Source organism: Zobellia alginiliquefaciens (assembly GCF_029323795.1).
Taxonomy (GTDB): domain Bacteria; phylum Bacteroidota; class Bacteroidia; order Flavobacteriales; family Flavobacteriaceae; genus Zobellia; species Zobellia alginiliquefaciens.
Genome location: NZ_CP119758.1, coordinates 4,914,864 through 4,931,330 on the forward strand (window position 1 = coordinate 4,914,864; position 16,467 = coordinate 4,931,330).

Sequence of the window (16,467 nt, forward strand, 5' to 3'; positions counted from 1 at the left end):
ATTTTTTATTTTATAATGAGATATTAAGACCAAAAATGATCTGTCTCGGCGATGGCCAAGTACCCAAATCTAAACCTCTATCGATATCACTTGAAAAACCTGAATCAGGATCATCATACAAAGCGATTTCGGGATCTAGACCAGAGTAATCCGATATTGTAAACAGGTTTGTACCCATTACGTAGATTCTCATAGAGGCTAAATTCATCTTATCCAAAATTTTGCTCGGTACGTTAAAGCCTATTTGCGCATTTTGCAAACGAATATATGAGGCATCCTCAACTAAATCCGAATGGGTATTCTGCTCAAAACTTGTCTGAGAAGATGCTTTTGGAAGAACAGCATCTGCATTGTTATCTAAATATGGGCTTCCCCAAGACTTGTATAATCTATCTGGACTTTTAGGACCTTGAAAAAGTCCGTATCTCGTAAAACGATTGTAATAGTTGATAGCATCATTACCCTGACTAGTATAAAAACTAGCAGAAAAATCAAACCCTCTATATTCCATACTTAGGTTCAGCCCTGCTGTAAAATCAGGATTTGGATTACCAATGTACGTTCGATCATCTGGAGTAATATCTCCACTACCATCTACATCCTTTATTTTTAGGTTTCCTGGTTGATTATAAGTACCATTTTCCGGGTGTGCATCTGCCTCTCCTTGAGTTTGAAAAATTCCTTCTACAACATATCCATAAAATTCAGGGAACGCAGTACCTGTTTCTACTCTAGAATAGGTCTGAGCTCTTTGGTTTCTACCGACGATAAATTCACCATCTGTTTCAGACAAGGATTCGACCTCATTTTTATAGGTCGAGAAAATAACACCTACGTTATATTTAAAATCTCCTTCATCAGTTCCACCACCTCTATAACCTAGTTCTATATCAACACCTTTGTTTGCCATGGTACCGATATTTACACTTGGTGCCGTTGCAAATCCTTCTACTGCTGGTATAGCAATAGGGAATAACATATCTTCCGTATCCTTGTTCCAAACATCTACCGTAAGGTTCACACGATTGAATAATGTTGCATCAATAGCAAAGTTAGTAGAAGTAGTCGTCTCCCATTTAGCATCAGGGTTTCCAATAGCTGAAGATTGAAATCCTTGTTTGATTATACCATCCGCACCACCTAAACCGTAAAATGAGCCACCTAAGTTAGAACTAAAGGTGCTGAAACCATTATAGTTCCCTATTTGGTCATTACCGGATTGCCCCCAACCAGCACGTAGTTTTAAGTAATTTAACCAACTGCTATCGGCCAAGAAATTTTCTCTAGAAACAACCCATCCTCCAGAAATTGCCGGAAAATTACCCCATCTATTATTAGCTCCGAATCTTGAAGACCCATCACGTCTAACAGTAGCCTCTACCATATACTTATCATCATATGAATAATAAAGTCTTGCAAAATATGAGTTTAATGCCCATGCCGCTGCTTCGCCACTGTTCGTCTGGTTTTCCGACCCTGAACTAAGAATAAAAAAATCATCATCAGTAGAAATAAAACTTTCCCTACCTGCCGAAATTTGATCATACTTATACCTGGTAGATTCTGTTCCTAATAAAAAATCTAATTGGTGAACATCATTAAAAGTTTTAGTATAATTTAATGTGTTGGTAAAGTTCCATGTAAGATTATCTCCTCTTGTCTCATTCAACGTATGTCCCGCTGTACCATTGGTATTCTCTAAATCCGCAAACCTAGGATCATGATTTGAATACCAATTCATATTATATCCTAAAAGAGACTTGAACGTTAGGTTGTTGGCTGGCTTAACCTCTACAAAAACATTACCAGTTACATTTAAAGTTGTTCTCTTATCCTTACGTTGTCTAAAATTATTACCTACAGGATTAGGGCCGTCATTTAAGCCACCACCTACTACACCTCCAGCAAAATTACCCGCAATATCTCTAACAGGAATTAACGGACTAGTCTCAATAATGCTATTAAAACCAACAGTATTTCCTTTAGATTCGCTTAAAGTAACCCCTAAACGTTCACCAATTTTCAACCAATCTTTTACTTGAGAATCTATATTGGCACGTATGGCATATCTATTGTAAGAATTGTCTCGTAATATCCCTTCTTCTTTAAAATAATTAGCACTTAAGGCATACGTAGTTTTTTCTGAACCTCCTGAGACAGACAATACAAAATCTTGTATTAGCGCTGGTTGATACAACTCTTCCATCCAATCCGTTCCTTCTTGGTTGGTTTTAGTAATCGGGTAATTTACTTGGTCGTATAATGCCGGATTTGTTGATGCGTCACCATTAGATGCCCCGTTTGGAAACAAATAATCATTTACTCGTGTTGCCTGAATATTATTTGGATCAAAACTAAAATGAGCATGATTTGGCGCAATACCATCATTGGTTTGTTCCAACCAAATTTGTTGTCCGATTAAATTAGGATCGGTAACTAAGTCATATCTAGAGGTAGACGTTCCCATACCACTCCTTAAGTTAATATCAACCTTAGCGGGTTGAGCTTTTCTACCCGTTGTGGTGGTTATTAAGATTACACCATTTGCACCTCTTGAACCGTAAATAGCAGTAGAAGAAGCATCTTTTAATACCTGCATAGATTCAATTTGGCTTGTTGGTGGTGGCGATGCACCAAAAACTCCATCAACAACATATAAAGGTCCATTTCCATTAATAGTACCTAAACCACGAATTCTTACTTGAGCATTTTGTCCTGGTCTTGCAGAAGCATTTACCGTAACACCTGCTGCACTACCTTGAAGTGCTCTTGTTGCATCGGATGAAGCTTGTTGCTCTATGTAAGCCGTTTTTACGGTACTAACAGCACCAGTAACGTCTGCCTTTTTTCTAGAACCATAACCAATAACCACAACTTCGTCCAGAAGTTGAGAATCTGGCTGTAATTGTACGTTAATTGTTGTTCCTGATTCTGCAGCTATTTCTTGTGTGGTATAACCAGTATAAGAAATAACTAGGATATCACCTGTATTTGCGGCTAGGGAAAATTTACCGTCAAAATCTGTGACTACCCCATTTGTTGTTCCCTTAACGAGAACGTTTGCCCCAAACATGGGTTGATTAAGTTCATCGGTTATTGTACCACTTACATTAGAGTCTTGCGCAAATCCAATAGAAGCACAAGTCAACATAAGCCCAAACAATAACCAATGTTTGCGTTTTGTGAGTTGTTTAAATAAACATTCTTTCATAATAATGCTTGTTTTTTGTTAGTTAGTATTTTGACCAAACAACAGAAATTCGTTTAAAAAATTAGGATTTTCACTTTAAAAACCTTTCTCTGGTGATAAATCAATAATTATATTGTCAAAGAAAGTATATTGTGCTTGTTAAGACTCGGCAATAAATGGTCAAAATCGGGTAATTATAGGTCAAGCATCTCTTTTGACCTATAATTACCTAAGCATGAACTTATATTACCCATTCTGTTAAGAGTCTTTCCGTATTTTGAACATTATTATACAAACCTTATTATGTTTAGTTTCTCTGTAAAAGATATAGCGTTTATTGCTTTGGATTCCATGAAAACAAACTGGAGTTTGGGATTACTCGGTTTTTCATTTTTGTTCTTGTTTTCTTGTAATAAAAAAGAGCAAAAGCCAGTTGATGATTCAACAACATTATTTACACTAGTTGACCCAGAAGATTCTGGTATCCATTTTTCAAATACCTTAAAAGAAACCGCTAAGGAAAACCATCTTGTAAATGAAAATTTCGTTACTGGTGCAGGTGTAGCTATTGGTGATATAAATAATGATGGACTGCCTGATATTTATTTTTCCGGTAATCAGGTAAATGATATGCTGTTCCTGAATAAGGGAGATATGGTTTTTGAAGATGTCACTGAGAGAGCCGGCATCCTAAAAAGTGATAGCTGGTCTACCGGCGTCACATTTGCAGATATTAATGGAGATGGCCATCAAGATATATACGTATGTAAAAATGAACAAGGCAACAGAGACAAGAGTGCCAATTTACTATACATAAATTCTGGTAATGGTACATTCAAGGAAATGGCTGCGCATTATGGTTTAGATGATAAGGGTTTTTCTATTCAGTCCAGTTTCTTGGACTATGACAAAAATGGACTCCTTGATCTTTATGTAATAAATCAACCTCCTGGCTACGGTAATAGACAAGGAGGAAAAAAAAGGGTAAAAGGCTCCAATCCTGCATACAGTGATAAACTTTATAAAAACCTAGGGAAAGATATTGGATTTATTGAAGTTTCTCCTATGGCCAAAACCGAGAATTTGGCTTTTGGCCTTTCTGTAGCAGTTGGAGACCTTAATAATGACGGATGGCAAGATATGTATGTTGCCAACGACTATAATGAGCCCGACTTTTTTTATCTAAACGATAAAAAAGGAGGGTTTAAGGAAAACTTGAAAAATAACTTTAAACACATTTCCAATTTTAGCATGGGTACTGATATTGCCGATTTTGACAATGATGGCAACTTAGATATTATGGTTTTGGATATGGTTGCAGAAGACCACAAACGTATCAAAACTAATATGGGCGGTATGAATCCAGAAAATTTCTGGAACATGGTTAATGAAGGTGGGCATTATCAATATATGTTCAACACTTTACAACGAAACAATTGCAATGGTTCTTTTAGTGATGTAGCCCAAATGGCTGGAGTGTCCAATACAGATTGGAGTTGGGGACCACTAATTGCTGATTTTGATAATGACGGTCTAAAAGACATTTTCGTTACCAATGGCATTAAGCGAAATATGCGTAACAGCGATGTAAATAAAAAATACGAACGAATTTTAGATAGCATTGATAAGGTTGCAAAAAAGGAAAATAAAAAATTTCAAGATGTAGTAGATATTTTGGCATTAACTAAAATTGCGCCAGAAGACAAGCTTCAAAACTATGCTTATAAAAATAATGGTGACCTAACTTTTACCAAACAAAATAAAGAATGGGGATTTGAGCTTGAAACCTTATCTAATGGTTCGGCCTACGCAGATCTAGATCAAGATGGAGATTTAGACCTTATTATAAACAATATAGACGAAAAGGCTTTCATCTATAAAAACCATACGGTAGAAAAGAATATTGGAAACTACATTAGATTTAACCTCCACCCCACTTCACAGACCGAAGCTCTAAGCAGTAAAATTTCACTCTATAAAGACGCTAATCTATGGCAGACCATAGAAGTAACCAATGTGCGGGGTTATATGTCAAAAAGCGAAAATACAGCTCATTTTGGAGTCGGTTCTATGGAAGACATTGAAAAAATTCGGATTCAATGGCCCAACGGCCAGGTAAGTGAGCTTAAAGATGTTCGCTCAAATCAGTCGTTAGCTATTTATCAGAAAAATGAAGAATTTATAAGTAGGACAAACATATCCATCAAGCCAATTTTCAAAGAGAACACGGTTAAAGCTCAACTAAAATACAAGCATACAGAAAATGAATTTGACGATTACCAGAAACAAGTTCTTCTGCCGCACAAAATGTCTCAATTTGGACCAACGATAGCGGTAGCCGATGTTAATTCGGACGGACTTGATGATTTTTACGTTGGGGGTGCTTCGGGCAAAAGCGGAGCTCTTTTTGTTCAAAACAGAACAGGGAGTTTTGATTCTATTCCGCAACTATCTTTTCTGAAAGATAAAATTTCTGAGGACCTTGGCAGTGTGTTTTTTGATATTGATAAAGATGGAGACCAAGACCTATTTGTAGTTAGTGGTGGTTACGAATTTCAGGAAAACAGCAAAAACCTTCAAGACCGACTATACCTTAACGACGGTACGGGTCATTTTAAAAAAGACAGCGGCAGATTACCAAAATACTTGGATAGCGGCTCCCAAGTAATCCCTGCGGATTACGATAATGATGGCGATATAGATCTGTTTATAGGAGGTAGACAAACACCCGGTAAATACCCTTCTCCGGCCAATAGCATGTTACTACAAAATGATAATGGGTATCTAAAGAATGTAACCTCTTCAAAAGCTCCGGACTTCAAAAATCTAGGTATGGTGACTTCCGCTCAATGGGCACACATTAATAATGATGACAAATTAGACTTGATTATTGTTGGCGAATGGATGCCTATTACAACTTTCTTGCAAACCGAAAACGGGATTTTTGAACGTACATCTATTGAAGGTTTAGATAAAACCAATGGTTGGTATTACAACGTCACCAAAGCCGATATGGATAATGATGGCGATGATGATTTCATTGTAGGTAATTTAGGTTTGAATTATAAATATAAAGCATCACCCAAACATCCATTTCAGGTTCATAGTGCAGATTTTGATAAAAATGGAAAGCAAGATATTGTCCTCAGTTATTTTGAAGAAGGAGAAGTTTATCCCATAAGAGGGCGGTCTTGTTCCGTGGAGCAAATACCAGAGTTAGACGCCAAATTCCCCACTTTTGAATCTTTTGGTGATTCTGATTTGAAAGATATATACGGAGACCAACTTAATGATGCCCTTCATTTATCGGCATATACTTTTGCTTCCTATTATATTGAAAATGTTGATGGAAAATCACTTCAACTACACGAGCTTCCAAAACTGGCGCAAGTATCTAGCATAAACACCATCCTTGCAGAAGATTTTAATAAAGACGGCCACAAAGACTTATTGATTGCCGGAAATTTATTTACCTCCGAGATTGAAACTCCAAGAAACGATGCCGGTGTAGGTCTTTTTCTTAAAGGCAACGGAAAAGGAGATTTTATTCCGATTACAACAGCAGAAAGTGGATTTTATACTCCTTTTGATGTCAAAGACATGAAAGTTCTTAAGACCGGTGATAAATCCAATATACTAGTTGGTAACAACGACCATTACTTACAACTTATAGGATGCAACTAAAGTCAGCAAGAAAACCTACTTGTCAGCTGGTATAATCTTTAAAGTTACCTCCCCTGCTTTCAAACCTTCGGAAGCAGCGGAAATAGTTACTTTATCTGCCTGAGCGTTTGATTGCACTATTAAAAGTGTCCTACCTTGGTCTGTCACAATTTTATTGGACTGAAAATCCTGAACATTTCTTTCCGAACCATTATCAACCCCAAGTAGCCTTACATCACCATGAACAGTAAAAATAATTTCTGAATTGAGGTGTCTTACCGGTTTGCCATCTTTATCTACAATTTGAGCTATAATATGAGCTGCATCATAGGTATTGGCACCTAATTCTGTCTTGTCTACGGATAGGTGAACCGCATAAGGTTCTTTCGCTGTTTTTATCTGCGCAATGGCATCCACTTTTTTTCCACCAATATAGCCTTCGGCCCTTAATTCCCCTTCGGTAAACGGAACGGACCATTTGTAAATATGATCCGCAAAATCTTCAAGGTTTTTTCGTCCTAAAGAAGTATTATTTAAAAAGAGCTCTACTTCATCACAATTGGAATATACCTCTACTACCGTTGGCTCGTTAGTATTGTAATTCCAATAGTCATTGGTTTCATACCAAAACCACAATGCTTTTTTCCAAGCATCTTTTTTCTTTTCTATGGGTTCTCCTACACTATTTAATTTAAAAATAGATTTATCCAAAGACTGTGTGGTAATATATAAATGAGGCTCATCGCTCCAAAGCGTTTTCATCATATGGTATGAGGTCTTTTCGAAACCTGCGGAATTCAGTAATCCACTATTCGTGCCTTTTTTTGGCCAGCCTCCGTTAGACTCACCCATATAATCAATTCCCGTCCACAAAAAGAGCCCGGAAATAAACGGACGTTCCATCACCGCTTTCCATTCATGCCATTGGGGAAGATTCTCCGTACCCATAATCACTTTGTCCGGATAATTTTTATGTCCGTAATCATAAATTACCCGTCGGTAACTATAGCCCACCACGTCCAAAGCATCTGCATAGCCTGATAAATGGCTAGCGGAAGGTAGAATGCAATTAGCAGTTACATAGCGTGTAGTGTCCAATTCCTTGGTCCATTTTGCCAACTTGTGAGCCGTTTTTCCTATATCATATTTTCCCTTGGGTAAAGTTTTCAATTTTTCATTTATCTGCTCTACGGAAAACGGTGGTTCAGAAAAGAAGTAATTGCCCTGCCATCCCATGTTGTTAAAGAAACCCGTGGCATCTGCATTTCTAGGATAGGTCCACTCTATCTCGTTACCGATGCTCCACTGTATAATGCTTGGATGGTTTCGGTGCGCCAATACGGTATTTTTTAAATCTTTTTCTGCCCATTCTTGAAAATGTTCAGTATATCCTCTTGTGATATAATCCACACTTTGTTCGTTCATGTTCTTTCTTTTGTCCTTGGGATTGTCCCACTCATCAAAAAACTCATCCTGTACCAGAAAGCCCATCTCATCGCACAAATCTAAAAATGCTTGGGAACCGGGATTATGCGAAATTCTAATCGCATTACACCCCGCTTCTTTTAACTTGGCCAAGCGTCTTCTCCAAACATCATCAGGAACTGCAGCACCTACCAATCCTCCGTCATGGTGCAGGCAAACTCCTTTAATTTTCATATTTTCACCGTTAAGGAAAAACCCTTCATTAGCTTCAAAACGGATGGATCGAACACCAAAGGTTGTTTCCTGTCGATCAATAATTTTTCCGTCTTGCACGATTGAGGTAATGGCTTTGTATAAATAGGGATTTTCAACACTCCATAGATTAGCATTTTCAATGAATATGGACTGTTGATGTGAAGTCTTCGTATTTCCAGCAATGGAAAATGTATTTGTTTGTTCATTGACTTTTTTCCCTTCTCTATCATAAATATCAGTTTGTATTTCAGCGTTTTTATTCTCTGAAAAATCGTTCTGGATATCAATTGCTACAGAAACTTCTGCCCTATTTTCATCTATTTTAGGAGTCGTAATGAACACGCCCCAGACAGGAATGTGCAATTTGTTTTTGACCAAAAGTTTTACATCTCGATATATTCCTGAACCCGTGTACCAACGGCTGTCGGCATAACGGGTTCTATCAACCTTAACCTCGATTAAATTCGAGTCTTTTTCCGAATTCAAATAAGGTGAAATGTTAAAATAAAAAGGAGAATATCCATACGGATGAGCACCGACCTTTTCTCCGTTCAAAACAACTTCCGAGTTATTATAAACCCCATCAAACAATATATATGCATTTTCATTCTCTTGTAGTTTTAATGGGAATTTCTTACGATATAACCCTGTACCTCCGGGAAGATACCCAGTAGCCCCTTCTCCATTTATGGAGTCAAAAGAAGCTTCAACACTCCAATCATGTGGAAGTCTTACGTTTTTCCAGTTGGCGGAGTTCCCAGTGGTGTCTACCAACTGAAACTGCCAATCGTAATTGAAATCAGTAGATACTTGTGTTAATTCTGTTGTAGCCCGTTTATCATTCGTGCAAGAAGTTAGCACGGAACCAATCAGTGTAAAAAACAAAAGATATTTTTTCATAACTCTATATTTACCATATCAATCAAAAAAGCCCAATTGAAAAGCTAATAACAATCGGGCTTACTACTAAAACAAACTAACTTTATTTTTGATGGAGAGCCGGCATTAACCTAATCCGTTCGCATAAGCCACAATTACAATTCCTGCAATCATACAACCCAATCCACCATATAATAGGTTTCTAGCTTTTGGTGAAGCGCTTATCCATTCCTTAGTTACCAAACCACTTACAATGGCCGTAGCAACAGAAGCTGTATTAAAAATTGCATACCCAACAGTATTTCCGGATGCACCAAGTTTAAATGCAGCATATGCAAAAAGAGCCGAGGCAGCATAATGAAAAACGGCCATGATCAGAATAAGAAATAGATTCTTTCCAAAAGCTGGCGTTTTGAAATCTCCCCATGCTTTTTTGGCATTTAACTGCCATAAGAAGTAAGCAGTCATAACGATACCCCCACTTAAAAAAATAGGAAACATAACAGCTACTGCTGTTATCCAATCGGCATTGCCCTGTGCTATGCTTGCCTCGTGCAAATATGGTCTTCCTGCGGCATTGGCATAACTGAAACCGGTAGCCAAAAGACCTCCAACAACAGCAATCATAATACCTGTTACCATAGAACCTTTATTGGAACCTCCTTTTTCCGTGGCGATTTTTTTCTCGTCCTTTTCTCGCGTAAGACCTGCCTTTCCGTTCAATATTACCCCAAGCAAGACCACCAAAATACCGACTAAAATGAAGGTTAATACATTAGATGGCGGTAAACCATCTTCTATGAACGGTAAAAGGGAACCTACTAAAATTATAGTTCCAATAAATATTGAAAAACCTAAGGAAAGTCCTATATGATTTATGGCTTTACTCCACATCATAACGCCTATTCCCCAAAGGAAACTGGTAAGTCCCATTTTAATCCAAATATCGGTTGGCATATTACCAAAAATTTCACCAAAACCCTGAATAAGAGTCACTGATGCTATAATGGGCACCACGAACATAGTCAGGAGAAAAAAGAGACTCCACGTATTTTCATACTTGAACCCCTTTGTAAATTTTTCGGGAAGGGCATAAAGGCCCAACATCAATCCGGCGAAAATCGCCCATAAAACTCCTTCGGTCATAACTTAAATATTTAATTGAAGTCAAGTCAACCACTACCGGCCCACCCGACTTTTATTGATTTACCAGTTGAATTTAAAAATAGTAGTACTGTTATAAACTTCGCCAACTTTTAGAATGCTCTGGGGAGCAGTGGCAATATTCGGTCCATTAGGATAGCGGTGGGTTTCACAACAAAATCCGCGATATTTGCCGTACTGCAAGCCGGATTCTCGTTTTAGTTCATCAGAAGTATATTTACCCGTATACAATAACATGCCGGGCTCTGTAGTAAAAACTTCCATAGAGCGCCCACTCTTAGGCTCGGATATTTCGGCCACTTTACCCAGTTCAAATCCTTTATCTTCAAAGAGGTAAAAGTGCTCAAAACCGTCGCCCATGGCATCATGTACTTCTTTTATGGTCTTTGCCGTACGCAAATCATCGGCTTTGCCCGCAACAGAAACATTCTCACCTGTTGCTGCACCGGTTTCATCCCAAATTTGTTTGGTATCCGAGTTTACCATTACGGAGTGAGCCTCTACATTTTCAGCAAAACCAGAAAGATTAAAATACGAGTGATTTGTAATGGTGAAAGGCGTGTCTTGGTCGGTTATTGCGCCATATCGTATTTTAAGTTCATTGTCATTTGTCAATGTAAAGGTCACTTGAACCGTAATATTTCCAGGAAAACCTTCTTCTAAATGAAGACTTGTAAGTTCCATTTGAATGTTAGCTAACTCGTTTGAAAACGAACTTACTTTCCATATTTTTTTGTCGAAGCCCACTTTACCACCGTGAAGATTATTATCACCAACTATTTTTGCCAGTTCATAATCCTTTCCGTTCAAAGAAAATTTAGCATCCTTAATTTGCGAACAATAACGACCTACGGTTCCTCCAAAATAGGGGGCATTTGCTTTATAAGCATCAGAAAAATAGCCTTCAAAAGTATCAAAACCACAAACGATTTCTTCGGCTTTACCTTCTTTGTTCGGCACTAAAATAGAGGTAATTGTAGCCCCATAGTTGGAGATTTTTACTCGAACTCCATTATCATTTTCCAAAGTATACTGTTGAATAGTCTCACCATTCAGTACACCAAAATCCGTTTGATCTGTTCTCATTATCATTTGCATTTAAAATGTTCTTATTTGATGTTCTATTTAGATTGATAAGGTGCAAGTTTTTCCCAATCGAAATCAACGCCTACACCAGGTGTATCCGGCGCAACGGCAAGATGATTTTCCACCACCAAAGGCCTTTTGGTATATTGATCAATAGGAAAACTATGTACCTCTAACCAACCCGAATTAGGCTGTGCGGATACCAAACTTACGTGCAGCTCCTGCATACCGTGAGAACATGCCGGAATATTGTGCTTATCCGCTAATCTTGCTGCGGCCAACCAACCCGTAATACCCCCACAGTTGGAAGCATCCGGTTGAACAAAAGATAATTTTGCCTGATCCATGGCATATTCAAACTCATGAATGGTATGTAAATTTTCGCCCATGGCCAACGGGAAATCCGTAGCATCTGAAATCTGGGCAAACCCCATGTAGTTATCCGGTATGATAGGTTCTTCAAACCAAGTAATGTCATATTCCCGGAACCTGTTAATCGCCTTTATAGCTTTTTCAACGGTCATGGAATAATTGGCATCGACCATGAAAGTTACATCCGGACCAATAAATTCACGAACGGCCTTAATGCGTTCTATATCCTCATCCAGGTTTTCCCGTCCTATTTTTATTTTAACCGCATTAAAACCAGCAGCCAAATAACCTTCCATATTCTTCAAAAGTTTTGGAATAGGGAATTGTAAATCTATTCCGCCACAATATGCTTTACAGGTTTTACCAGCTCCACCGGCCATTTGCCATAACGGTTTTTCTGCTTTTTTACAACGAATGTCCCACAGGGCAATATCAATTGTAGAAACCGCAAAAGATACAATACCGCCGCGGCCCACATAATGCATATGCCACTCTAAGAAATCATAGATACCTTCTACATCTGTACCATCCTTACCAATTAAAGCCGGCGCAATATCGTGGTCTACCATTGCCTTTATGGCATTTCCGCCTTTCCCGCCTGTATAAGTATAACCAGTTCCTGTACTCCCATCTTCTAAAGTAATAGTAGAAGTAACCAGTTCAAAATGCGTATGGTCTCCATGTTTGGCATCGTTCATGACTTCCGGCAACGGAACCCTGAACAACTTACAATCAACCGATTTAATTTGCGTAGCCATCTATGCTTTATGTCTAATGTAAAACGTCTTTTTCTCCATGTACTGCTCAAAGCCGTACTTGCCATCTTCCCCACCTGAACCACTTAGTTTATAACCATTGTGGAAACCTTGATGCTGCTCCCCATGACCACGGTTCACGTAAATTTCACCGTATTCAAGTTCGTCATTACACTTCATGATGGTATTCATGTTATTGGTAAAAACCATTGCTGCCAATCCGTACTCACAATCATTGGCATATCCAATAACTTCCTCAAAAGTCTTGAATTTCAAAACCGGAAGAATAGGTCCAAAAGACTCTTCATGAACAATAGTCATATCTTGTGTTACATTGGTCAAAACCGTAGGCTCAAACCAGAATCCTTTTTCAAAAGCTTTTCCTTCAAGTTTTTTACCACCCGTAGCCAAAGTTGCCCCTTCTTCCAAACTAACGGCTACTAAATGCTCCATATGTTTTAATTCGGATGCGTTTACTTTTGGTCCCATATCGGTATCATCCAACATTGGATCACCTACTTTAATTGCTTTTGTTTTAGCTATGAATTTTTCCATGAAAGTATCATAAACACCCTCATGCACATACATTCTTTCATTACAGGTACAAACTTGACCACAGTTATCAAAACGTGAGTGAAGCGCAGAATCAACCGCTGCATCTATATCTGCATCCTCAAAAACTATAAACGGAGCCTTACCTCCAAGTTCCAACTGCACATGAGTAAGATTCTGAGCAGCAGCCCTAGCAATAGATTGACCAACTGGAGTAGATCCGGTCATGGTAACCATTTTAGTTATAGGACTCTCAACCAATGCGTTACCCATTGCCCTTCCCGGACCAGTTAAAATATTGATAACTCCGTCTGGAATACCAACCTTTTTGGCCAAATTACCCAATTCAAGAGTAGCTAATGGTGTTTCTGAAGTCGGTTTAATTACGATAGTATTTCCCGCAACCAAAGCCGGTCCTAACTTACGTCCTGCCAAGGCCAATGGAAAATTCCAAGCTGTAATAGCCACAACAACACCGCGTGGTATTTTCTGAATCCAGATTTGCTCATTAGGGTTATCCGAAGGAATAATATCTCCTTCAATTCTTCTTGCACCTTCACAAGCGTACTCTATAAATGAAGCCGTCACCGCGACTTCCCCTTTGGCCACTTTGAGCAATTTACCTTGTTCCTTAACCAAAAGTTCCGCTAAGTAATCTGAATTTGCCTTTATCTCGTTCGCCAGCTTATATAATAAGTCTGCACGAGAGCGAGCAGGCAATTTTTTCCATTCTTTTTGTGCCTTATCAGCAGCATTCAGAGCTTGCTGCGCCTCCTCTACTGTTCCGTTTTGCACTCTCGCAACAACTTCTTCCGTAGTTGGATTTACGATATCTATGGTCTTACCTGATGTGGATGTTACCCATTTTCCGTCAATAAATAGTTGGTATTCTTTAATTGCTGACATGTTCTTATTTTATTTATGTTTTCTATATGTATCCATTCTTGTAGCTGCTTTGCCTTCAAATCTTCTTTCTAATTCCCAAAGCGGTCTTTCTAATGTAAGTTCCCAGTCAAAAAGCATTTTGTAAAGCTCACGAACCTTCTCTGGATGTGCCAAAGCCAAATCGTTCACTTCTGAAATATCTTCCTTTATGTTGTACAACTCTGCGGGACGATCAGGAAAACGAACCAATTTCCAATCGTTATGCCTAACGGCTCCCCTGTTCTCTTTTTTCCAATACAATGTTGTATGGGGAATACCGGCCTTCTTTTCTTTTAAATAAGGCAGTAGATCTACTCCATCCAAACCTTCCACATTACTAACATCCCCGCCTGCGGCAGTAACAAAAGTTGGCAAAAGGTCTAATGTACTTACTGGATTTTCATAGACTGTATTTGATTTTAACATACCGGGCCATGACATCAAGAAAGGAACGCGTATTCCCCCTTCTAAGTGGTTTGCTTTTGTACCGCTTAACGGGTCATTTAATGATTCATTAGAATCCGAAGGGCCACCATTGTCATTGGTAAAAACTATAAGTGTGCTCTTTTCCAGGCCCAGTTCTTTAATATGGTCCAAAACTTTCCCACATGCTCTATCCATTGCAATAGCCATAGCTGCTAAAGTTTTCCGTTTCCCGCTCAGGCCATTCACTTTCTTTAAATCCTCTTCTTTTGCTTCCATTGGTGTATGTACCGCATTGAAAGCCAGATAAATGAAAAATGGATTCTTTTGGTTTCTATCCATAAACGAGTTGGCCTCTTCTGCTAATTCATCCGTGAGATATCCGTCATGCTCTAGATAATTCTCAAAACCACGTTCAAGTCTATCTTCGTCCCGACGAAGTTTATTTTCATTTCCATAAGGCATATAACTTCTTGCGCCGCCACGGAAGCCATAAAACTCATCAAAACCTCTTTTGGTAGGATGAAAACGGTCTGCATTACCTTGATGCCATTTTCCAAATATCGCCGTTTTATAACCTTGTTCTTTGAGGTAATCCGCCATTGTCTTCTGGTCCAGCGGAAGCCCCATATCATCTCCGGTAATTCCGTTTTTACTCATAAGACCGGGAACGTTGTTCTCTTCGAACCCAAATTTCTGCTGATATTTTCCTGTCAAAAGTCCGGCGCGCGATGGTCCACAAACGGCCGCAGAAACATACGCCTGAGTAAATCGAACCCCATTTTTTGCCAATTTATCAAGTTCAGGAGTTTGAAAATCTTTGCTTCCCTGAAAGCCAAAATCTGCATAACCCGCATCATCCGATAGGATAAAAACAATATTAGGTTTGTCTTGCCCCCAACAATTACAAAGCATTGCAAAGGACGCAAAGAACAAGAATACCCGTCTTGGCAATTTCATTTTCCTTAAATTTTTATTGGGATTTTTTCTTATCTCTTTGAACAAATTATCGACCCATCCAGCCACCATCTACGAGCATGGTAACACCACTCATATAACCAGCTGCATCAGAACTTAAAAACACGATAGGCCCTGCAAAATCTTCAGGTTTACCCCATCTTCCCGCCGGTATCCTAGATAGGATAGATGCTGATCTATCCGGGTCATTTCTTAAGGCTTCCGTATTATCCGTACTAATGTAACCGGGAGCAATTGCATTTACATTTACTCCTTTTCCGGCCCACTCATTTGCAAACGCCATTGTCATTTGACCAATAGCTCCTTTACTTGCTGCATAACCTGGTACGGTAATACCTCCTTGGAAGGTCAACAAGGAAGCCGTGAAAATAATTTTACCTTCACCACGAGCTACCATTTCCTTACCAATTTCACGGGTTAATACAAATTGTGCCGTTTGGTTGATTTCAATTACCTTATCCCAATATTCATCTGAGTGCTCAACCGCTGGAGCTCTTAGGATTGTCCCTGCATTATTTACCAAAATATCAATTTTTGGAAAGTCGCCTTTTACTTCTTTAATGAATTCGTATAAAGCTTCTCTATTCCCAAAATCGCAAGTATAGGCTTTAAACTTTCTACCTGTAGCTTCAACTTCTTGCTCTACCATGCTACCATGCTTCTCCAAAGAAGCACTGACCCCAATGATATCCGCACCAGCTTCCGCCAAGGCAACTGCCATAGCTTTTCCAATTCCTCTTTTGCAACCCGTTACCAAAGCGGTTTTACCTTTTAGGCTAAATTGATTTAATATGCTCATTT

9 protein-coding genes are annotated in these 16,467 nt (G+C 38.7%); 1 reads left to right on the top strand and 8 read right to left on the bottom strand.

The genetic code is table 11. From position 1 onward, the window contains the following. Positions 1-10: 10 nt before the first annotated feature. The gene (locus P0077_RS20305; protein WP_276167022.1) at positions 11-3,211 is read right to left on the bottom strand and encodes a SusC/RagA family TonB-linked outer membrane protein; all 3,201 of its coding nucleotides are present in this window, start codon (positions 3,209-3,211) and stop codon (positions 11-13) included. 282 nt (positions 3,212-3,493) lie between these two features. On the opposite strand from P0077_RS20305, the gene P0077_RS20310 reads away from it, so the two are divergent. Beyond that, a complete protein-coding gene (locus P0077_RS20310; protein WP_276167023.1) occupies positions 3,494-6,874 on the top strand; it encodes a VCBS repeat-containing protein in 3,381 nt (1,126 codons plus the stop codon). A 15-nt stretch (positions 6,875-6,889) separates the two neighbouring features. Here P0077_RS20310 and P0077_RS20315 read toward each other — a convergent pair whose 3' ends face one another. From P0077_RS20315 to P0077_RS20345, 7 genes are all read right to left on the bottom strand, one after another. Next, positions 6,890-9,433 carry a glycoside hydrolase family 2 TIM barrel-domain containing protein gene (locus P0077_RS20315; protein WP_276167024.1) on the bottom strand — a complete coding sequence of 848 codons (2,544 nt, stop codon included), beginning with the start codon at positions 9,431-9,433 and terminating at the stop codon, positions 6,890-6,892. A gap of 105 nt (positions 9,434-9,538) precedes the next feature. Next, on the bottom strand, positions 9,539-10,558 hold the full coding sequence (locus tag P0077_RS20320) for an L-rhamnose/proton symporter RhaT (RefSeq protein WP_194527586.1): 1,020 nt from the start codon (positions 10,556-10,558) through the stop codon (positions 9,539-9,541). 60 nt (positions 10,559-10,618) lie between these two features. After that, positions 10,619-11,662 carry an aldose epimerase family protein gene (locus P0077_RS20325; RefSeq protein ID WP_276167025.1) on the bottom strand — a complete coding sequence of 348 codons (1,044 nt, stop codon included), beginning with the start codon at positions 11,660-11,662 and terminating at the stop codon, positions 10,619-10,621. 35 nt (positions 11,663-11,697) lie between these two features. Then, a complete protein-coding gene (locus tag P0077_RS20330; RefSeq protein WP_276167026.1) occupies positions 11,698-12,792 on the bottom strand; it encodes a mandelate racemase/muconate lactonizing enzyme family protein in 1,095 nt (364 codons plus the stop codon). Further along, positions 12,793-14,247, bottom strand: coding sequence for an aldehyde dehydrogenase (gene aldA, locus P0077_RS20335; RefSeq protein WP_276167027.1), 1,455 nt, complete (start codon positions 14,245-14,247; stop codon positions 12,793-12,795). Between the two features lie 9 nt (positions 14,248-14,256). After that, positions 14,257-15,648 (bottom strand): sulfatase, encoded by a 1,392-nt coding sequence (locus tag P0077_RS20340; protein WP_349292965.1) that lies wholly within the window; start codon positions 15,646-15,648, stop codon positions 14,257-14,259. A 46-nt stretch (positions 15,649-15,694) separates the two neighbouring features. After that, positions 15,695-16,459: an SDR family NAD(P)-dependent oxidoreductase gene (locus P0077_RS20345; protein WP_276169235.1), complete on the bottom strand. Its 765-nt coding sequence runs from the start codon at positions 16,457-16,459 to the stop codon at positions 15,695-15,697. Positions 16,460-16,467 lie beyond the last annotated feature (8 nt).

Coding starts and splice junctions, on each gene's coding strand:
- P0077_RS20305 (WP_276167022.1), bottom strand. CDS start 3,211: ATGAAAGAATGTTTATTTAAACAACTCACAAAACGCAAACATTGGTTA.
- P0077_RS20310 (WP_276167023.1), top strand. CDS start 3,494: ATGTTTAGTTTCTCTGTAAAAGATATAGCGTTTATTGCTTTGGATTCC.
- P0077_RS20315 (WP_276167024.1), bottom strand. CDS start 9,433: ATGAAAAAATATCTTTTGTTTTTTACACTGATTGGTTCCGTGCTAACT.
- P0077_RS20320 (WP_194527586.1), bottom strand. CDS start 10,558: ATGACCGAAGGAGTTTTATGGGCGATTTTCGCCGGATTGATGTTGGGC.
- P0077_RS20325 (WP_276167025.1), bottom strand. CDS start 11,662: ATGAGAACAGATCAAACGGATTTTGGTGTACTGAATGGTGAGACTATT.
- P0077_RS20330 (WP_276167026.1), bottom strand. CDS start 12,792: ATGGCTACGCAAATTAAATCGGTTGATTGTAAGTTGTTCAGGGTTCCG.
- aldA (WP_276167027.1), bottom strand. CDS start 14,247: ATGTCAGCAATTAAAGAATACCAACTATTTATTGACGGAAAATGGGTA.
- P0077_RS20340 (WP_349292965.1), bottom strand. CDS start 15,648: ATGAAATTGCCAAGACGGGTATTCTTGTTCTTTGCGTCCTTTGCAATG.